This is a genomic window from Pseudomonas sp. ACN8, from assembly GCF_002303925.1.
Taxonomy (GTDB): Bacteria; Pseudomonadota; Gammaproteobacteria; order Pseudomonadales; family Pseudomonadaceae; genus Aquipseudomonas.
In genome coordinates, this window is the sequence record NZ_MRCS01000013.1 from 1 (window position 1) to 15,212 (window position 15,212).

Below are 15,212 nucleotides of genomic sequence, written 5' to 3' on the forward strand. Positions count from 1 at the left end.
GCGTCAGCCCAGTCAACACTGATGGTGACTGACACTCCGCTTTCGCGAGCAGGCTCGCTCCTACAGGGGATTTACTGTGTTCTTTAGATCCGGTTACAACACCGAAGCCGTCTGCGGCAGTTTCGGTTGGCGGTACAGGTCCAGCAGCACCTGATCGAGCACCGACGAGGCGCCGAACGGGGCCTTGTCGTTGAGGATCGCCACCACCGCCCAGGTGTTGCCGTTGACGTCGCGACTGAAACCGGCAATCGCCCGCACGGTGTTCAGGGTGCCGGTCTTGACGTGGGCTTCACCGCGCATGGCAGTGGTCTTCAGGCGTTTGCGCATGGTGCCGTCGGTGCCGGCAATCGGCATCGAGCTGATGTATTCGGCGGAATACGGGCTGTGCCAGGCCGCTTCGAGCATCGAAGCCATTTCCCGGGCGCTGACACGCTCGGCACGGGACAGGCCGGAGCCATTCTCCATCACCAGATGCGGCGCGGTGATGCCCTTTTTCGCCAGCCACTGACGCACCACACGCTGGGCAGCCTTGGCGTCGTCACCATCGGCATCGGTGCGGAAACGTTGGCCGAGGCTCAGGAACAACTGCTGGGCCATGGTGTTGTTACTGTACTTGTTGATGTCGCGGATGATTTCCGCCAGGTCCGGCGAGAACGCCCGGGCCAGGACCTTGGCGTCTTTCGGTGTAGGCGCCAGCACATCCTTGCCCTGAATGCTGCCACCCAGTTCCTTCCAGATCGCGCGGACGGCACCGGCGGTGTAGGTCGCGTGATCGAGCAGCGACAGGTAAGTCTGCGAGCTGCAGCCTTCACCCAGCTGACCGCCGACCGTCACGGTCATGCTGCCGTCGGCCTGTGCCACCGGGTTGTAGCGCACGCCACCGGTGCATTGCCTGGAATTGAGGGCCTTGACCTGGTTGTCGATGCGGATGCTCGCAATTGGCGGCTCCACCGAGACCAGTACCTTGCCCGAGTCATTACGTGCGACGAAGCGCAGCGCCTTGAGGTTGACCAGCAGCGAGTCGGGTTTGACCAGGAACGGCTTGTTCTCGTCGTTGCCGTCGTCATTGAACTCCGGCAGTTGCGGTTGCACGAAGAAGGTTTTATCCAGCACCAGGTCGCCGGTGACCTGGGTCACGCCGTTGGCACGCAGGTCGCGCATCAGCAGCCAGAGTTTTTCCATGTTCAGCTTCGGATCGCCGCCGCCCTTGAGGTAGAGGTTGCCGTTGAGGATGCCGCCGCTCAAGGTGCCGTCGGTGTAGAACTCGGTTTTCCACTGGTGGTTCGGGCCGAGCATTTCCAGCGCCGCGTAGGTGGTGACCAGTTTCATGGTCGACGCCGGGTTGACCGACACGTCGGCGTTGAACACCGTCGGGGTGCCGGGACCGGTGAGCGGGATCATCACCAGCGACAGGGCGTTGTCCTGCAACTTGCTGGCTTTCAGGGCTTTTTCAACGTTGGGCGACAACGCGGTATTGATGGGAGCGGCGCAAACGGGAAGGGCCAGGGGGAGAAGAAAACCGGCCAACAGCAATGGACGCAAAGATTTGATCATCTGAAATAAAACCCTACAGCCGAGGGGAAATAAGGTGAGGGCATGGAGATAAATTCCCTCAATGGTCATGAAAGTGTCGGCATTATGCCCCAAGGTGCCACCGCTTGGGCCGTGCGTGGGCATTCAGATCGGCTATTTTTTTACCGACGGTAGGCGTGGTGGCCCAGAGAGTCAGGCAATCGGCGGCTTAAACTGCTAAAGTGCCGCCCGTTATTACTTAAGAGGATTGTTCCAATGGCGACTAACCGTTCCCAGCGTCTGCGCAAAAAACTGTGCGTCGATGAATTTCAAGAGCTGGGTTTCGAACTGAACCTGGATTTCAAAGAAGATTTGGCTGATGAGGCCATTGATGCTTTCCTCGACGCGTTCCTCAAAGAAGCCATGGAAGCCAACGGTCTGGGTTATGTTGGCGGCGACGACTACGGTCTGGTTTGCCTGCAGAAGCGTGGCTCGGTCAGCGCTGAACAGCGCGCTGCCGTTGAAGCCTGGCTCAAAGGCCGCACCGAGCTGACCAGCGTTGAAGTCAGCCCGCTGCTGGACGTCTGGTACCCGGAAAAGCCGATCAATCCGGTAGCTTGATGTTCTAAAAAAAACGGCGACCCGAGGGTCGCCGTTTTTTTTCTTTTTTTGTAGGAGCGAGCTTGCTCGCGATGAACCTGAGAGCACCGCGGGGTGTCATGTTCCCAGCGTTATCGTTAACGACCATCGCGAGCAGGCTCGCTCCCATAGTTCAGAATCACCAGGGTCGCCACCCCCGCAACAATCCCCCAGAACGCCGAACCGATGGAAAACAGCGTCAGCCCCGACGCCGTGACCATGAAGGTGATCAGCGCCGCCTCACGTTCTTTCACTTCGCTCATGGCGATGCTCAAACCGTTGATGATCGAGCCGAACAGCGCCAGCGCCGCAATCGACAGCACCAGTTCCTTGGGCAGCGCGGCAAACAATGCCGCGAGCGTCGCGCCGAACACGCCGGCAATCCCATAGAAAATCCCGCACCAGACCGCCGCGGTGTAACGCTTGTTGCGATCCTCATGGGCGTGCGGTCCGGTACAGATCGCTGCGCTGATCGCCGCCAGGTTGATCCCGTGCGAGCCGAACGGCGCCAGCAGCAAACTGGCGATGCCGGTAGTGGTGATCAGCGGCGAGGCGGGCACCGTGTAGCCATCGGCGCGCAATACGGCGATGCCGGGCATGTTTTGTGAGGTCATGGCGACGACAAACAGCGGGATGCCGATGCTGATGGTCGCGGCCAGGGAGAAGTGTGGCGTGGTCCAGACCGGCGTGGCCACTTCCAGGTGGAAACCGCTGAAGTCCAGCAGCCCCATGAAGCCTGACAATGTCGTGCCGATCAGCAATGCCGCCAGCACCGCATAGCGCGGCGACAGGCGCTTGACCAACAGATAAGTGACGAACATCCCCAGTACCAGGGCGGTGCGGTGTTGCGCCGCGACGAAAATCTCGCTGCCGATCTTGAACAGGATCCCCGCCAACAGGGCGGCGGCCAGGGATGCCGGGATTTTTTTCACCAGCCGCTCGAAGCTGCCGGTCAGCCCGCAAATCGTCACCAGCACCGCGCAGGTAATATAGGCACCAATGGCTTCTCCGTAGCTCACGCCGCCCAGGCTGGTGATCAGCAGCGCGGCGCCGGGGGTCGACCAGGCAATGGTGATCGGCGTGCGATAGCGCAGGGACAGGCCGATGGAGCACACCGCCATGCCGATCGAGATGGCCCAGATCCACGAAGAAATCTGCCCGCTGCTCAGGCCCGCGGCTTGCCCGGCCTGGAACATCAGCACCAGGGAGCTGGTGTAGCCGGTCATCATGGCGATGAACCCGGCGACGATGGCCGAGGGCGAGGTGTCGGCCAGCGGGCGGATTTGCGTGTGGGTGGCGTCGTTCATGACGATGGCGTTCCTTTTACAGATGAAGATGTCCGCAGCAACACTCAACCCAGTGGTTACAAAGGCGGATTCTGCGAACAAGCCTAAACTCAAAAGTAATCAGGCGTTGCAATACAGCCGAGGCAACATTCAGCCGTACAGTCGTGTTGCCACCTTCCATTGTGTACAATTGCAGTGTTTTTTACGCGATACTTGCCAGCGACCCACTGTGCCGTATTACAGTCGCGGTCAATTCGCCGCAGTTCTTCCGACTCGAGTGCCCATGAACGAACAGTTGCAACCCCTAAAGAAACAACCGCGCGCAGGCAAAGCCGGCCGCAGCGGTACCCAGGACGATATTGTCTACGCGCATATCTTCGAGGCCATCCTCGAGCAGCGTCTGGCGCCCGGCACCAAGTTGAGCGAAGAAGCGCTGGGGGAAATTTTCGGGGTCAGCCGCACCATCATTCGCCGCGCCTTGTCGCGCCTGGCCCATGAAGGCGTGGTGTTGCTGCGTCCGAATCGCGGCGCCGTGGTCGCAAGCCCAAGCGTCGAAGAGGCCCGTCAGGTGTTCATGGCCCGTCGTCTGGTGGAGCGTGCGATCACCGAACTGGCCGTTCAACACGCAACCGCCGAGCAGATTGCCGAATTGCGCCAGATGGTCAACGACGAACGTGACAGCTTCTCCCGTGGCGATCGTGGTGCCGGTATCCGCCTGTCGGGTGAATTCCACCTGAAACTGGCCGAAGCTGCGAAAAACGCCCCGCTGATCAGCTTCCAGCGCAGCCTGGTGTCCCAGACGTCGCTGATCATCGCCCAGTACGAAAGCGGCAACCGTTCCCATTGCTCCTACGACGAGCACACCCAGTTGATCGACGCCATCGAGAAGCGCGACTGCGAGCTGGCGGTGAACCTGATGATGCATCACATGGATCACATCGACAGCAAGCTCAATCTCGACGAAGAAAGTGCTTCGGATGATCTGCATGCGGTGTTCTCGCATTTGCTGCAGACCAAGAAGCCTGGGCGCTCGCCGGCGAAAATCTAACACCGCCCCCTGTAGGAGCGAGCCTGCTCGCGATGGTCGTTAACGATTACGCGTAAAGCCTGGCACCCCCGTGGCGCCCTCAGGTTCATCGCGAGCAGGCTCGCTCCTACAAAGGGCATAAAAAATCCCCCGGATCTGACGATTGCGGGGGATTTTTTTATGCCTGAGGAAATTTAGCGCTGATGCACCAGATTCCCCGCCGCATAGGTCTGCTGCACCGTCCGGTCATCCCCCAGGGTCATCAACACAAACAACGTCTCGGCAATGTTGTTGGCCTGCTTCAGGCGATAGCCCAGCAGCGGCGTGGCGTTGTAGTCCAGCACCAGGAAGTCGGCGTCCGTGCCCGGTTGCAGGGTGCCGATCTTGTCCTCAAGGCGCAGTGCGCGGGCGCCGCCGAGGGTGGCCAGGTACAGCGACTTGAACGGGCTCAGGCGCGCACCTTGCAGCTGCATGACCTTGTAGGCTTCGTTGAGGGTTTGCAGCAGTGAGAAACTGGTGCCGCCGCCCACATCGGTACCGATGCCGACATTCAGGTTGTGCTTCTCGGCCATCGGCAGGTTGAACAGGCCGCTGCCGAGGAAGAAGTTCGAGGTCGGGCAGAACGAGATGGCCGAACCGGTTTGCGCCAGTCGCGCGCACTCGTCATCGCACAGGTGCACACCGTGGGCGAACACTGAGCGCTCGCCGAGCAACTGGTAGTGGTCGTAGACGTCCAGGTAACCCTTGCGCTCCGGGAACAGCGCCTTGACCCACTCGATTTCCTTGAGGTTTTCGCTGATGTGGGTCTGCATGTACAGATCCGGGTATTCCGTCAGCAATTGGCCGGCCAGAGTCAGCTGTTCCGGGGTGCTGGTCGGTGCGAAGCGTGGAGTGACCGCGTAGTGCAGGCGACCCTTGCCGTGCCAGCGCTCGATCAATGCCTTGCTTTCGACGTAGCTGGATTCGGCGGTGTCGGTCAGGTAGTCCGGGGCGTTGCGGTCCATCATCACCTTGCCGGCGATCATCCGCAGGTCGAGCTGCTCGGCCGCTTCGAAGAACGAGTTCACCGATTGTGGGTGCACACTGCCGAATACCAGCGCCGTGGTGGTGCCGTTGCGCAGCAGTTCCTTGATGAAAATGTCCGCGACCTGGTCGGCGTGGGCCTTGTCGGCGAACTGGCTTTCACACGGGAAGGTGTAGGTGTTGAGCCAGTCCAGCAATTGCTCGCCATAGGCGCCGACCATGCCGGTTTGCGGCAAATGGATGTGGGTGTCGATGAAGCCGGGGGTGATCAGTGCATCCTGATAGTGGGTGATCTCGATGTCGGCCGGCAGGGTCGGCAGCAGTTCGCTGGCGTGGCCCAGGGCACTGATCTGGCCGTTTTCCACAACCAGCAAGCCGTCTTCGAAATACTCGTAGGAGGCTTCGATGCCCACGACGGCTGGGTCGGCGATGCTGTGCAGGATGGCGGCGCGGTAGGCTTTGCGAGTCAGAGGCATGAGGATTCTCAATGGGAGGCTTGGCTGCGGCGTGACGCAGGCAGCAGTTTGGCAATCGATCCGGCGCTGGCGGTGTGCTGACCGAAGTTCGCGTTATAGGTGGCGATGATTTCGCCGGCGATGGAGATGGCGATTTCCACAGGCAACTTGCCTTTGACTTCGCCGATGCCCATCGGGCAGCGCATGCGTTGCACGACGCTGTTGTCGAAACCGCGGTCGCGCAGGCGATGTTCGAACTTCACCCGTTTGGTCTTCGAACCGATCAGGCCGAAGTAAGCAAAGTCGTTGCGCTTGAGGATCGCAGCGGTCAGTTCGAGGTCGAGTTGATGGTTGTGAGTCATCACGATGCAGTAGCTGCCGGCCGGCAGATCATCGATTTCATCCACCGGTTCTTCGCTGACGATCTTGCGCACGCCATGGGGGATCTGCTCGGGGAATTCATCTTCCCGCGAATCGATCCAGCGCACCCGGCAAGGCAGGCTGGCCAGCAGCGGCACCAGGGCGCGGCCGACGTGGCCGGCACCGAACACGGCGATCTGCGCCTGAATCTGGCCCATCGGTTCGAATAGCAAAACGGTTGCACCACCGCAGCATTGGCCAAGGCTGGCACCGAGGCTGAAACGCTCCAGATGGGTGTCCTGCTTGCCGCTGGCGAGCATCTCGCGGGCGATCTTCATGGCCTTGTATTCCAGGTGCCCGCCACCGATGGTGTCGAAGCTCTGGTTCGCGCTGATGACCATCTTCGAGCCAGCGTTGCGCGGCGTCGAGCCGAGCTCTTCGATGATGGTCACCAGCACGCAGGGCTCACCGCGGTTTTGCAGGTCGGCGAGGGCGTCGATCCAGTTGTACATAAACACCTCAACATCTCTGTTGTCTGTTCCGGCCTCTTCGCGAGCAGGGCTCACTCCTACATTTGAAATGCATTCCCCTGTAGGAGTGAGCCTGCTCGCGATAGGCGCACCTCGGTTTTAGAGCGAAGCCAACTCGGTCTCAGCCTCGACAGCTTTCGCCGCCTTCAGCTGACGCATCTGCTCACAGCCCCACAACACTCGCTCCGGGGTCGCCGGGGCGTCGATTTTCGGTTGATGTTTGTAGTCGCCCAGGCTCGCCACGGCGTCCTTGATCGCACACCACGAGGCGATGCCGAGCATGAACGGCGGCTCGCCCACGGCCTTGGAATGGAACACCGTGTCTTCCGGGTTCTTGCGGTTCTCCACCAGCTTGACCCGCAGGTCCAGCGGCATGTCCGCCACGGCCGGGATCTTGTAGCTGGCCGGGCCGTTGGTCATCAGCTTGCCCTTGTTGTTCCACACCAGTTCTTCCATGGTCAGCCAGCCCATGCCCTGGATGAAACCGCCCTCGACCTGACCGATGTCGATGGCCGGGTTCAACGAGGCGCCGACGTCGTGGAGGATGTCGGTGCGCAGCATCTTGTATTCGCCGGTCAGGGTGTCGACCAGCACTTCGCAGCACGCCGCGCCAAAGGCGAAGTAGTAGAACGGACGGCCGCGCGCCTGGCTGCGGTCGTAATAAATTTTCGGGGTCTTGTAGAAGCCTGTGCTCGACAGCGACACCTGGGCGAAGTACGCCTGCTGGATCAGCGCTTCGAAGGTCAGGATGTGATCGCGGATTCGCACGTGGCCGTTGTGGAATTCCACGTCTTCTTCGCTGACCTTGTACTGGCGAGCCGCGAATTCCACCAGGCGTTGCTTGATGGTTTCGGCGGCGTTCTGCGCGGCCTTGCCGTTCAGGTCGGCACCGCTGGAAGCGGCGGTTGGCGAGGTGTTCGGTACTTTGTCGGTGTTGGTCGCGGTGATCTGCACGCGGTCCATTTCCACCTGGAACACTTCGGCCACGACCTGCGCGACTTTGGTGTTCAGGCCCTGGCCCATTTCGGTGCCACCGTGGTTCAAGTGGATGCTGCCGTCGGTGTAGACGTGCACCAGCGCGCCGGCCTGGTTGAGGAAGCTGGCGGTGAAGGATATACCGAATTTCACCGGGGTCAGCGCCAGGCCTTTTTTCAGGATCGGGCTGTTGGCGTTGTAGCGACGGATCGCTTCGCGACGCTCGGCGTACTGGCTGCTTTCTTCCAGTTCCGCTGTCATCTCTTCGAGCATGTTGTGCTCGACGGTCTGGTAGTAGTGGGTGACGTTGCGCTCGGTCTTGCCGTAGTAGTTGGCCTTGCGCACGGCCAGCGGATCAAGGGCCAGATGGCGAGAGATGGCGTCCATCACTTCTTCGATGGCGACCATGCCTTGCGGGCCGCCGAAACCACGGTAGGCGGTGTTCGACGCGGTGTTGGTCTTGCAGCGGTGACCGTTGATGGTCGCATCGCCCAGGTAGTACGAGTTGTCCGAGTGGAACATCGCGCGGTCGACGATCGACGCCGACAGGTCAGGGGAGCACCCGCAGTTGCCAGCCAGTTCCAGATTGATGCCGTGCAGGCGGCCGGTGCTGTCGAAGCCCACGTCGTACTCGACGTAGAACGGGTGACGCTTGCCGGTCATCAGCATGTCTTCGACCCGTGGCAGGCGCATCTTGGTCGGCTGGCCGGTGAGGTGCGCGATCACTGCGCACAGGCACGCCGGGCTGGCTGCCTGGGTTTCCTTGCCGCCAAAACCGCCGCCCATGCGACGCATGTCGACGACGATCTTGTTCATCGACACGTCTAGCACTTCGGCCACCAGCTTCTGCACTTCGGTGGGGTTCTGCGTGGAACAGTAGACGATCATGCCGCCGTCTTCGGTCGGCATCACCGAAGAGATCTGGGTTTCCAGGTAGAAGTGTTCCTGGCCGCCGATGTGCAGCGTGCCCTGGATGCGATGTTCGGCGGTGGCCAGCGCCGTGGCCGAATCGCCGCGCTGATGGGTGTGGCTGTCGAGGACGAAGTGGCGCTTGCGCAGGGCTTCGACCACGTCCAGCACAGGTTCCAGGTCTTCGTATTCGATGATCGCGGCCATGGCCGCCTTGCGCGCGGTTTCCAGGTCTTTCGCCGCCACGGCGATCACCGGTTGACCGACGAACTGCACGGTATCGATGGCCAGCAGCGGATCGCCCGGCAGCAACGGACCGATGTCTTTCAGGCCCGGCACGTCTTCGTGGGTGATGGCGATACGCACGCCTTCGAAGGCGTAGCAGGGCGAGGTGTCGATGCTGATGATCCGCGCATGGGCACGGTCGGACATGCGCGCATAAACGTGCAACTGGTTCGGAAACTCCAGGCGATCGTCGATGTATTGCGCTTCACCGGCCACATGCTTGGCGGCGCTGTCGTGCTTGACGCTGCGGCCGACACCGGTGGTCAGGTCCTTGGCAAACAGTTCAGCCAATTCGGCTTGGGTCTTCTCTACGGCGTGATGATTAGACATAAGCGGTCACCCGAGTCTCGATGTGCGGTGTTTGCAGTTCGATGAAGTATTTGCGCAGCAGGTTCTGCGCGCTGAGCAGGCGATATTCCTTGCTGGCGCGGAAGTCCGAGAGCGGCGTGAAATCTTCGCCCAGGGCGGCGCAGGCGCGTTCAACGGTAGCGTTGTTGAACGGCGCACCGAGCAGCGCGGCTTCGCAGGCGGCGGCGCGTTTCGGGATAGCCGCCATGCCACCAAAGGCGACGCGGGCTTCGGCCACCACACCGTTTTCCAGGCGAATGTTGAAGGCCGCGCACACCGCCGAAATGTCGTCGTCCAGACGTTTGGAGATCTTGTAGGCACGGAACAGTTTTTCGGCGCTGGCACGCGGCACGATGATCTTCTCGATGAACTCGCTTTCCTGACGCGCCGTGACGCGGTAATCGATGAAGTAATCTTCCAGCGCCAGGGTGCGGCGGGTTTCGCCTTTGCACAGCACGATCTGCGCGCCGAGGGCGATCAGCAGGGGCGGCGAGTCACCAATCGGCGAGGCGTTGCCGATGTTGCCGCCAAGGGTGCCCTGGTTGCGGATCTGCAAGGAGGCGAAGCGGTGCAGCAATTCACCGAAGTCCGGGTACTCGGCGTTCAAGGCTTCGTAGCAATCGGACAGGGCCGTGGCGGCGCCGATTTCCAGACGGTCGTCAAAACGGTCGATGCGCTTCATTTCGGCGACGTTGCCGACGTAGATCATCACCGGCAGGGTGCGGTGGAACTGCGTGACTTCCAGTGCCAGGTCGGTACCGCCAGCCAGCAGGCGGGCCTGTGGATAAGCGTCGTAGAGATCGGCCAGGTCGGCCACGGTCAGCGGCACCAGGCAGCGTTTGTCGCCGCTGTTGAGTTCGCCGATATCGGTCGGGGCAATGGCTTTGAGGCGCGCGATGGTGTCGGCTTCGCGAGCGTCGAACTGGTCCGGCTGCTTGGCGCAGCAGGATTGCTCGGCGGCTTCCAGGATCGGCCGGTAGCCGGTGCAACGGCAGAGGTTGCCGGCCAGTGCTTCGTGGGCCTTGGCATGATCCGGTGCATCACTGTTCTTTTGCAGGGCAAACAGCGACATCACGAAGCCGGGGGTGCAGAAACCGCATTGTGAGCCGTGGCACTCGACCATGGCTTTCTGCACGCTGTGCAGTTCACCCTTGTGCTTGAGGTCTTCAACGCTGATCAGTTGTTTGCCGTGCAGGGACGACACGAAGGTCAGGCACGAGTTGAGGCTGCGATAGCGAATGTGTTCGCGGCCGTCGTCATCGGTCTGCAATTCGCCGACCACCACGGTGCAGGCGCCACAGTCACCGCTGGCGCAGCCTTCTTTGGTGCCGGGTTTGCCCACATGGTCGCGCAGATAATTGAGCACGGTCAGGTTCGGGTCCAGGGCGTGCTCGCTACGGAGTTCCTGGTTTAGTAAAAACTGGATCACGGAAGGCCTCGCAGACTCATTATTGTTGTTAACCGATAGGAACTGAATTTAGCAGGTCTGACTTTTCGGTCAATGATTTTCTGACTTAAAGGTCAGGAAATTGCAATTTGTCGATTAACCACCTGTTCCTTAATTATCGTCGTTGCTTCGATAGCCTGCCTTTTTGCTTGAATTTGCTCGAATCGTGCCAAAAACCTCCGGGCGGGCACTCCGCCATGGTGCAGCAATTGCGCTACACTGCGCCGCTTGTACAGATCAAAGAGTTTGAAGGACAACCATGACGTTCAAGGCGCCGGACAGCCTCGCCGAGCAAATCGCTCACCACCTCGCCGAACGCATCATTCGCGGTGAAATGAAGCCCGGGGAGCGCATCCAGGAACAGAAGGTCACGCTGGCCCTCAATGTCAGTCGTGGTTCGGTCCGCGAGGCCTTGCTGATCCTCGAGCGTCGGCACTTGATCGCTATTCTGCCGCGACGGGGAGCCCACGTTACCGAGCTCACGCCGCATAAGGTCCAGAGCCTGTGCACGCTGATGAGTGAACTCTATATTCTGCTCGGTAACTCCGTGGCCAGCGGCTGGAAAACCCAGGCCGACATGGCGCCGTTCGTGCAGATCCAGCAACGCCTGACGGCCAGCTTTGAGCGTCAGGACATCCGCACGTTCGTCGACGACAGCTTCAATGTGATGCGCGCCGCGTACCCGTTTGCCAACAACCCGTACTTGCAGGAAACAGTCGAGAATCTGCAGCCGGCCATGAGCCGTGCGTATTTCCTCGCGCTGGACCTGCGCAAAGCGTCGATGAGCGAATTCCTCGAGCTGTTCGAGCGCTTGCTCGCTGCCGTGCTGGCCCGTGATTTTGCACAGATTCGCGTGGTGCTGACGGCTTACGCCCAGCGCAGTTGCGATCTGGTGATCTCCGCCCTGACGGACGCCTGATCTTGCGGCTCAAGTGCATCAAGCTGGCGGGGTTCAAGTCCTTCGTCGATCCGACCACGGTGAACTTCCCCAGTAACATGGCGGCGGTGGTCGGGCCCAATGGCTGCGGCAAGTCGAACATCATCGACGCCGTGCGCTGGGTGATGGGCGAGAGTTCGGCGAAGAACCTGCGCGGCGAATCGATGACCGACGTCATCTTCAACGGCTCGACCAGCCGCAAGCCAGTGAGCCAGGCGAGCATCGAACTGGTGTTCGATAACTCCGACGGCACCTTGCTCGGGGAATACGCCGCCTACGCGGAAATCTCCATTCGCCGCAAAGTGACCCGCGACAGCCAGACCACCTATTACCTCAACGGCACTAAATGCCGGCGCCGCGACATCACCGACATCTTCCTCGGCACCGGTCTTGGCCCGCGCAGCTACTCGATCATCGAGCAGGGGATGATTTCCAAGCTGATCGAGTCCAAGCCCGAGGACCTGCGCAACTTCATCGAAGAAGCCGCGGGCATCTCCAAGTACAAGGAGCGCCGGCGCGAGACGGAAAACCGCATCCGCCGCACCCACGAAAACCTTGAGCGCCTGACCGACCTGCGCGAAGAGCTTGAGCGTCAGCTCGAACGCTTGCACCGCCAGGCCGAGGCCGCCAAAAAGTATCAGGAATTCAAGGGCGAGGAGCGTCAGCTCAAGGCCCAGCTGTCGGCCCTGCGCTGGCAGGCGCTGAACGATCAGGTCGGCCAGCGTGAAGCGATCATCGGTAACCAGGAAGTTTCTTTCGAAGCCCTGGTGGCCGAACAGCGCAACGCCGACGCAAGCATCGAGCGTCTGCGTGACGGACATCATGATCTTTCGGAACGCTTTAACCTGGTGCAGGGGCGCTTCTACTCGGTCGGTGGCGACATTGCCCGGGTCGAGCAGAGCATCCAGCACGGTCAGCAGCGTTTGCGCCAGTTGCAGGATGACCTGAAAGAAGCCGAGCGCGCACGCCTGGAAACCGAATCGCATTTGGGGCACGACCGCACGCTGCTGCTGACCCTGGGCGAAGAGCTGAACATGCTCACCCCGGAGCAGGAAGTCACCAGCGCCGCCGCCGAAGAGGCCGCTGCCGCGCTGGAAGAATCCGAAACCACCATGCACGGCTGGCAAGAGCAGTGGGATACATTCAACCTCACCGCCGCCGAGCCGCGTCGTCAGGCCGAAGTGCAGCAGTCGCGGATCCAGCAGCTGGAAACCAGCCTGGAGCGCCTGGCCGATCGCCAGAAGCGTCTTGGCGAAGAGCGCGCCTTGCTCTCGGCGGACCCGGAAGACGCGGCGATCATGGAACTCAGCGAGCAGCTCGCCGAATCCGAAGCAACGCTCGAGGATTTGCAGACCAGCGAAGAAGCGCAGGTCGAAAAGCTCGAGCAGTTGCGTCAGGAACTGCAGCAGGCGCTGACCGCGCAGCAGCAGGCCCAGGGCGATTTGCAGCGCCTCAACGGTCGGCTGGCTTCGCTCGAAGCCTTGCAGCAAGCGGCGCTCGATCCGGGTACCGGCACCGCCGAATGGCTGCGCGAACAGAATCTTGCGAATCGCCCGCGCCTGGCCGAAGGCCTGAAGGTTGAGGCCGGTTGGGAGCTGGCCGTGGAAACCGTGCTCGGCGCCGACCTGCAAGCGGTGCTGGTGGACGATTTCAACGATTTCGATCTGTCGGGTTTTGCCCAGGGCGACTTGCGTTTGCTCAGCCCGTCCAGCGATGGCGTACGGGTGCCGGGCAGCCTGCTGGACAAGGTCGAGGCGCAGCTCGATCTGTCGCCGTGGCTGGGGCAGGTCAAGCCGGTGGACAGTCTCGAACAGGCCTTGGCCCTGCGGGCTCAATTGGCTGCCGGACAGAGCCTGATCAGCCGTGACGGTTATTGGGTCGGCCGGCATTTTCTGCGGGTGCGTCGGGCCAGTGAAGCGGAAAGCGGCGTACTGGCCCGCGGCCAGGAAATCCAGCAACTGGGCCTGGAGCGCGAAGAGCGTGAAGCCGCTGTCGAAACCCTGGAAACCCGACTGCAGAATCTCAGGGCGCAGCAGCGTCAGCAGGAAAACGGTCGCGAACATCTGCGTCGCCTACTGCAGGATGAGGCGCGTCAACAAGGTGAATTGAAGGCTCAATTGTCCGCCGGCAAAGCCAAGGCCGAACAATTGACCCTGCGCCGTACCCGTCTCGACGAAGAGCTTATCGAGCTCGATGAGCAGCGAGCGTTGGAGCACGAAAACATCGGCGAAGCGCGCCTGCAATTGCAGGAAGCCCTCGACAGCATGGCGCTGGACACCGAGCAGCGTGAGTTGCTGCTGGCCCAGCGCGACAGCCTGCGCGAACGTCTGGACCGGGTGCGTCAGGAAGCGCGGCAACACAAGGATCACGCCCATCAGTTGGCGGTGCGTCTGGGCTCGCTCAAGGCGCAGCATGATTCGACACGCCAGGCGCTGGAGCGTCTGGAGATGCAGTCCGAGCGCCTGACCGAAAAGCGCGAGCAATTGAGCCTCAATCTGGAGGAGGGCGAAGCACCGCTGGAAGAGCTGCGCCTGAAACTCGAGGAGTTGCTCGACAAGCGCATGACCGTCGACGAAGAGCTCAAGACCGCGCAGATCGCCCTCGAAGACGCCGACCGCGAACTGCGCGACGCCGAGAAGCGCCGCAGCCAGGCCGAACAGCAATCCCAGTTAATTCGCAGCCAGCTCGAAACCCAGCGCATGGAATGGCAAGCCCTGACCGTGCGCCGCAAGACCTTGCAGGACCAATTGCTGGAAGACGGCTACGATCTCCACGGCGTACTCGCGACCTTGACGGCCGAGGCCAGCGAGAAGGATGCCGAGGAAGAGCTCGAGCGCATCGCCGCCAGGATCCAGCGCCTGGGCGCGATCAACCTGGCGGCCATCGATGAGTACCAGCAACAATCGGAGCGTAAGCGTTATCTGGATGCCCAGAACGACGATCTGGTGGAAGCCCTTGAAACCCTTGAGAACGTGATTCGCAAGATCGACAAGGAAACCCGCAACCGTTTCAAGGATACCTTTGATCAGATCAATGGCGGTTTACAGGCGCTTTTCCCAAAAGTTTTCGGTGGTGGCCGCGCATATTTGGAACTGACGGGCGAAGATTTACTCGATACAGGGGTAACAATCATGGCGCAGCCGCCAGGAAAGAAGAACAGCACCATCCATTTGCTCTCCGGCGGCGAAAAAGCCCTGACCGCATTGGCCCTGGTTTTTGCGATCTTCAAATTGAACCCGGCGCCGTTCTGCATGCTCGATGAGGTTGACGCGCCACTGGATGACGCTAACGTTGGACGCTACGCGCGATTGGTAAAAGAGATGTCACAGACAGTGCAGTTCATCTATATCACCCACAACAAGATCGCCATGGAAATGGCTGAACAACTGATGGGTGTGACGATGCACGAACCCGGTTGTTCACGTCTGGTGGCGGTGGATGTCGAGGAGGCGATGGCGATGGTGGATGCCTGAGTCGTG

Annotated in this window: 10 protein-coding genes and 1 pseudogene; 4 read left to right on the forward strand and 7 right to left on the reverse strand. The window is 61.0% G+C overall.

From position 1 onward, the window contains the following. Positions 1-93 precede the first annotated feature (93 nt). Complete coding sequence (gene dacB, locus BSF44_RS09300) at positions 94-1,554, reverse strand: D-alanyl-D-alanine carboxypeptidase/D-alanyl-D-alanine-endopeptidase (RefSeq protein WP_095943264.1); 1,461 nt, start codon at positions 1,552-1,554, stop codon at positions 94-96. 234 nt (positions 1,555-1,788) lie between these two features. Here dacB and BSF44_RS09305 point away from each other — a divergent pair, with 234 nt between their 5' ends. Further along, positions 1,789-2,133: a YggL family protein gene (locus BSF44_RS09305; protein WP_007971486.1), complete on the forward strand. Its 345-nt coding sequence runs from the start codon at positions 1,789-1,791 to the stop codon at positions 2,131-2,133. A gap of 49 nt (positions 2,134-2,182) precedes the next feature. On the opposite strand, the pseudogene BSF44_RS31085 reads toward BSF44_RS09305, so the two are convergent. After that, a pseudogene (locus BSF44_RS31085) lies at positions 2,183-2,281 on the reverse strand (outer membrane lipoprotein carrier protein LolA); the annotation flags it as partial. Further along, entirely contained in the window at positions 2,250-3,458 is a 1,209-nt protein-coding gene (locus BSF44_RS09310; RefSeq protein WP_095943265.1) for a benzoate/H(+) symporter BenE family transporter, read from the reverse strand. The pseudogene BSF44_RS31085 and the gene BSF44_RS09310, both read right to left, overlap by 32 nt. A 262-nt stretch (positions 3,459-3,720) precedes the next feature. On the opposite strand from BSF44_RS09310, the gene BSF44_RS09315 reads away from it, so the two are divergent. After that, positions 3,721-4,485 (forward strand): GntR family transcriptional regulator, encoded by a 765-nt coding sequence (locus tag BSF44_RS09315; RefSeq protein WP_095943266.1) that lies wholly within the window; start codon positions 3,721-3,723, stop codon positions 4,483-4,485. Positions 4,486-4,658: 173 nt separating this feature from the next. On the opposite strand, the gene guaD is transcribed toward BSF44_RS09315, so the two are convergent. From guaD to xdhA, 4 genes are all read right to left on the reverse strand, one after another. Then, positions 4,659-5,963, reverse strand: coding sequence for a guanine deaminase (guaD, locus tag BSF44_RS09320; protein ID WP_095943267.1), 1,305 nt, complete (start codon positions 5,961-5,963; stop codon positions 4,659-4,661). An 8-nt stretch (positions 5,964-5,971) separates the two neighbouring features. Next, entirely contained in the window at positions 5,972-6,814 is an 843-nt protein-coding gene (xdhC, locus tag BSF44_RS09325) for a xanthine dehydrogenase accessory protein XdhC (protein WP_095943268.1), read from the reverse strand. A 117-nt stretch (positions 6,815-6,931) separates the two neighbouring features. Further along, positions 6,932-9,331, reverse strand: a complete 2,400-nt coding sequence (gene xdhB / locus BSF44_RS09330) for a xanthine dehydrogenase molybdopterin binding subunit (protein WP_095943269.1) — start codon at positions 9,329-9,331, stop codon at positions 6,932-6,934. After that, on the reverse strand, positions 9,324-10,778 hold the full coding sequence (gene xdhA, locus BSF44_RS09335; RefSeq protein ID WP_095943270.1) for a xanthine dehydrogenase small subunit: 1,455 nt from the start codon (positions 10,776-10,778) through the stop codon (positions 9,324-9,326). Before xdhA ends, xdhB begins: the two co-directional genes overlap by 8 nt. A 277-nt stretch (positions 10,779-11,055) precedes the next feature. On the opposite strand from xdhA, the gene BSF44_RS09340 reads away from it, so the two are divergent. Both BSF44_RS09340 and smc read left to right on the forward strand, forming a co-directional pair. Continuing rightward, positions 11,056-11,715 carry a GntR family transcriptional regulator gene (locus BSF44_RS09340; RefSeq protein ID WP_095943271.1) on the forward strand — a complete coding sequence of 220 codons (660 nt, stop codon included), beginning with the start codon at positions 11,056-11,058 and terminating at the stop codon, positions 11,713-11,715. A gap of 2 nt (positions 11,716-11,717) precedes the next feature. Continuing rightward, the gene (smc, locus tag BSF44_RS09345; protein ID WP_095943272.1) at positions 11,718-15,206 is read left to right on the forward strand and encodes a chromosome segregation protein SMC; all 3,489 of its coding nucleotides are present in this window, start codon (positions 11,718-11,720) and stop codon (positions 15,204-15,206) included. The last annotated feature ends 6 nt before the right edge of the window (positions 15,207-15,212 follow it).

What these genes read in the sequence shown, in the direction of transcription:
- dacB (WP_095943264.1), bottom strand. Translation starts at nt 1,554, where the DNA reads ATGATCAAATCTTTGCGTCCATTGCTGTTGGCCGGTTTTCTTCTCCCC.
- BSF44_RS09305 (WP_007971486.1), top strand. Translation starts at nt 1,789, where the DNA reads ATGGCGACTAACCGTTCCCAGCGTCTGCGCAAAAAACTGTGCGTCGAT.
- BSF44_RS09310 (WP_095943265.1), bottom strand. Translation starts at nt 3,458, where the DNA reads ATGAACGACGCCACCCACACGCAAATCCGCCCGCTGGCCGACACCTCG.
- BSF44_RS09315 (WP_095943266.1), top strand. Translation starts at nt 3,721, where the DNA reads ATGAACGAACAGTTGCAACCCCTAAAGAAACAACCGCGCGCAGGCAAA.
- guaD (WP_095943267.1), bottom strand. Translation starts at nt 5,963, where the DNA reads ATGCCTCTGACTCGCAAAGCCTACCGCGCCGCCATCCTGCACAGCATC.
- xdhC (WP_095943268.1), bottom strand. Translation starts at nt 6,814, where the DNA reads ATGTACAACTGGATCGACGCCCTCGCCGACCTGCAAAACCGCGGTGAG.
- xdhB (WP_095943269.1), bottom strand. Translation starts at nt 9,331, where the DNA reads ATGTCTAATCATCACGCCGTAGAGAAGACCCAAGCCGAATTGGCTGAA.
- BSF44_RS09340 (WP_095943271.1), top strand. Translation starts at nt 11,056, where the DNA reads ATGACGTTCAAGGCGCCGGACAGCCTCGCCGAGCAAATCGCTCACCAC.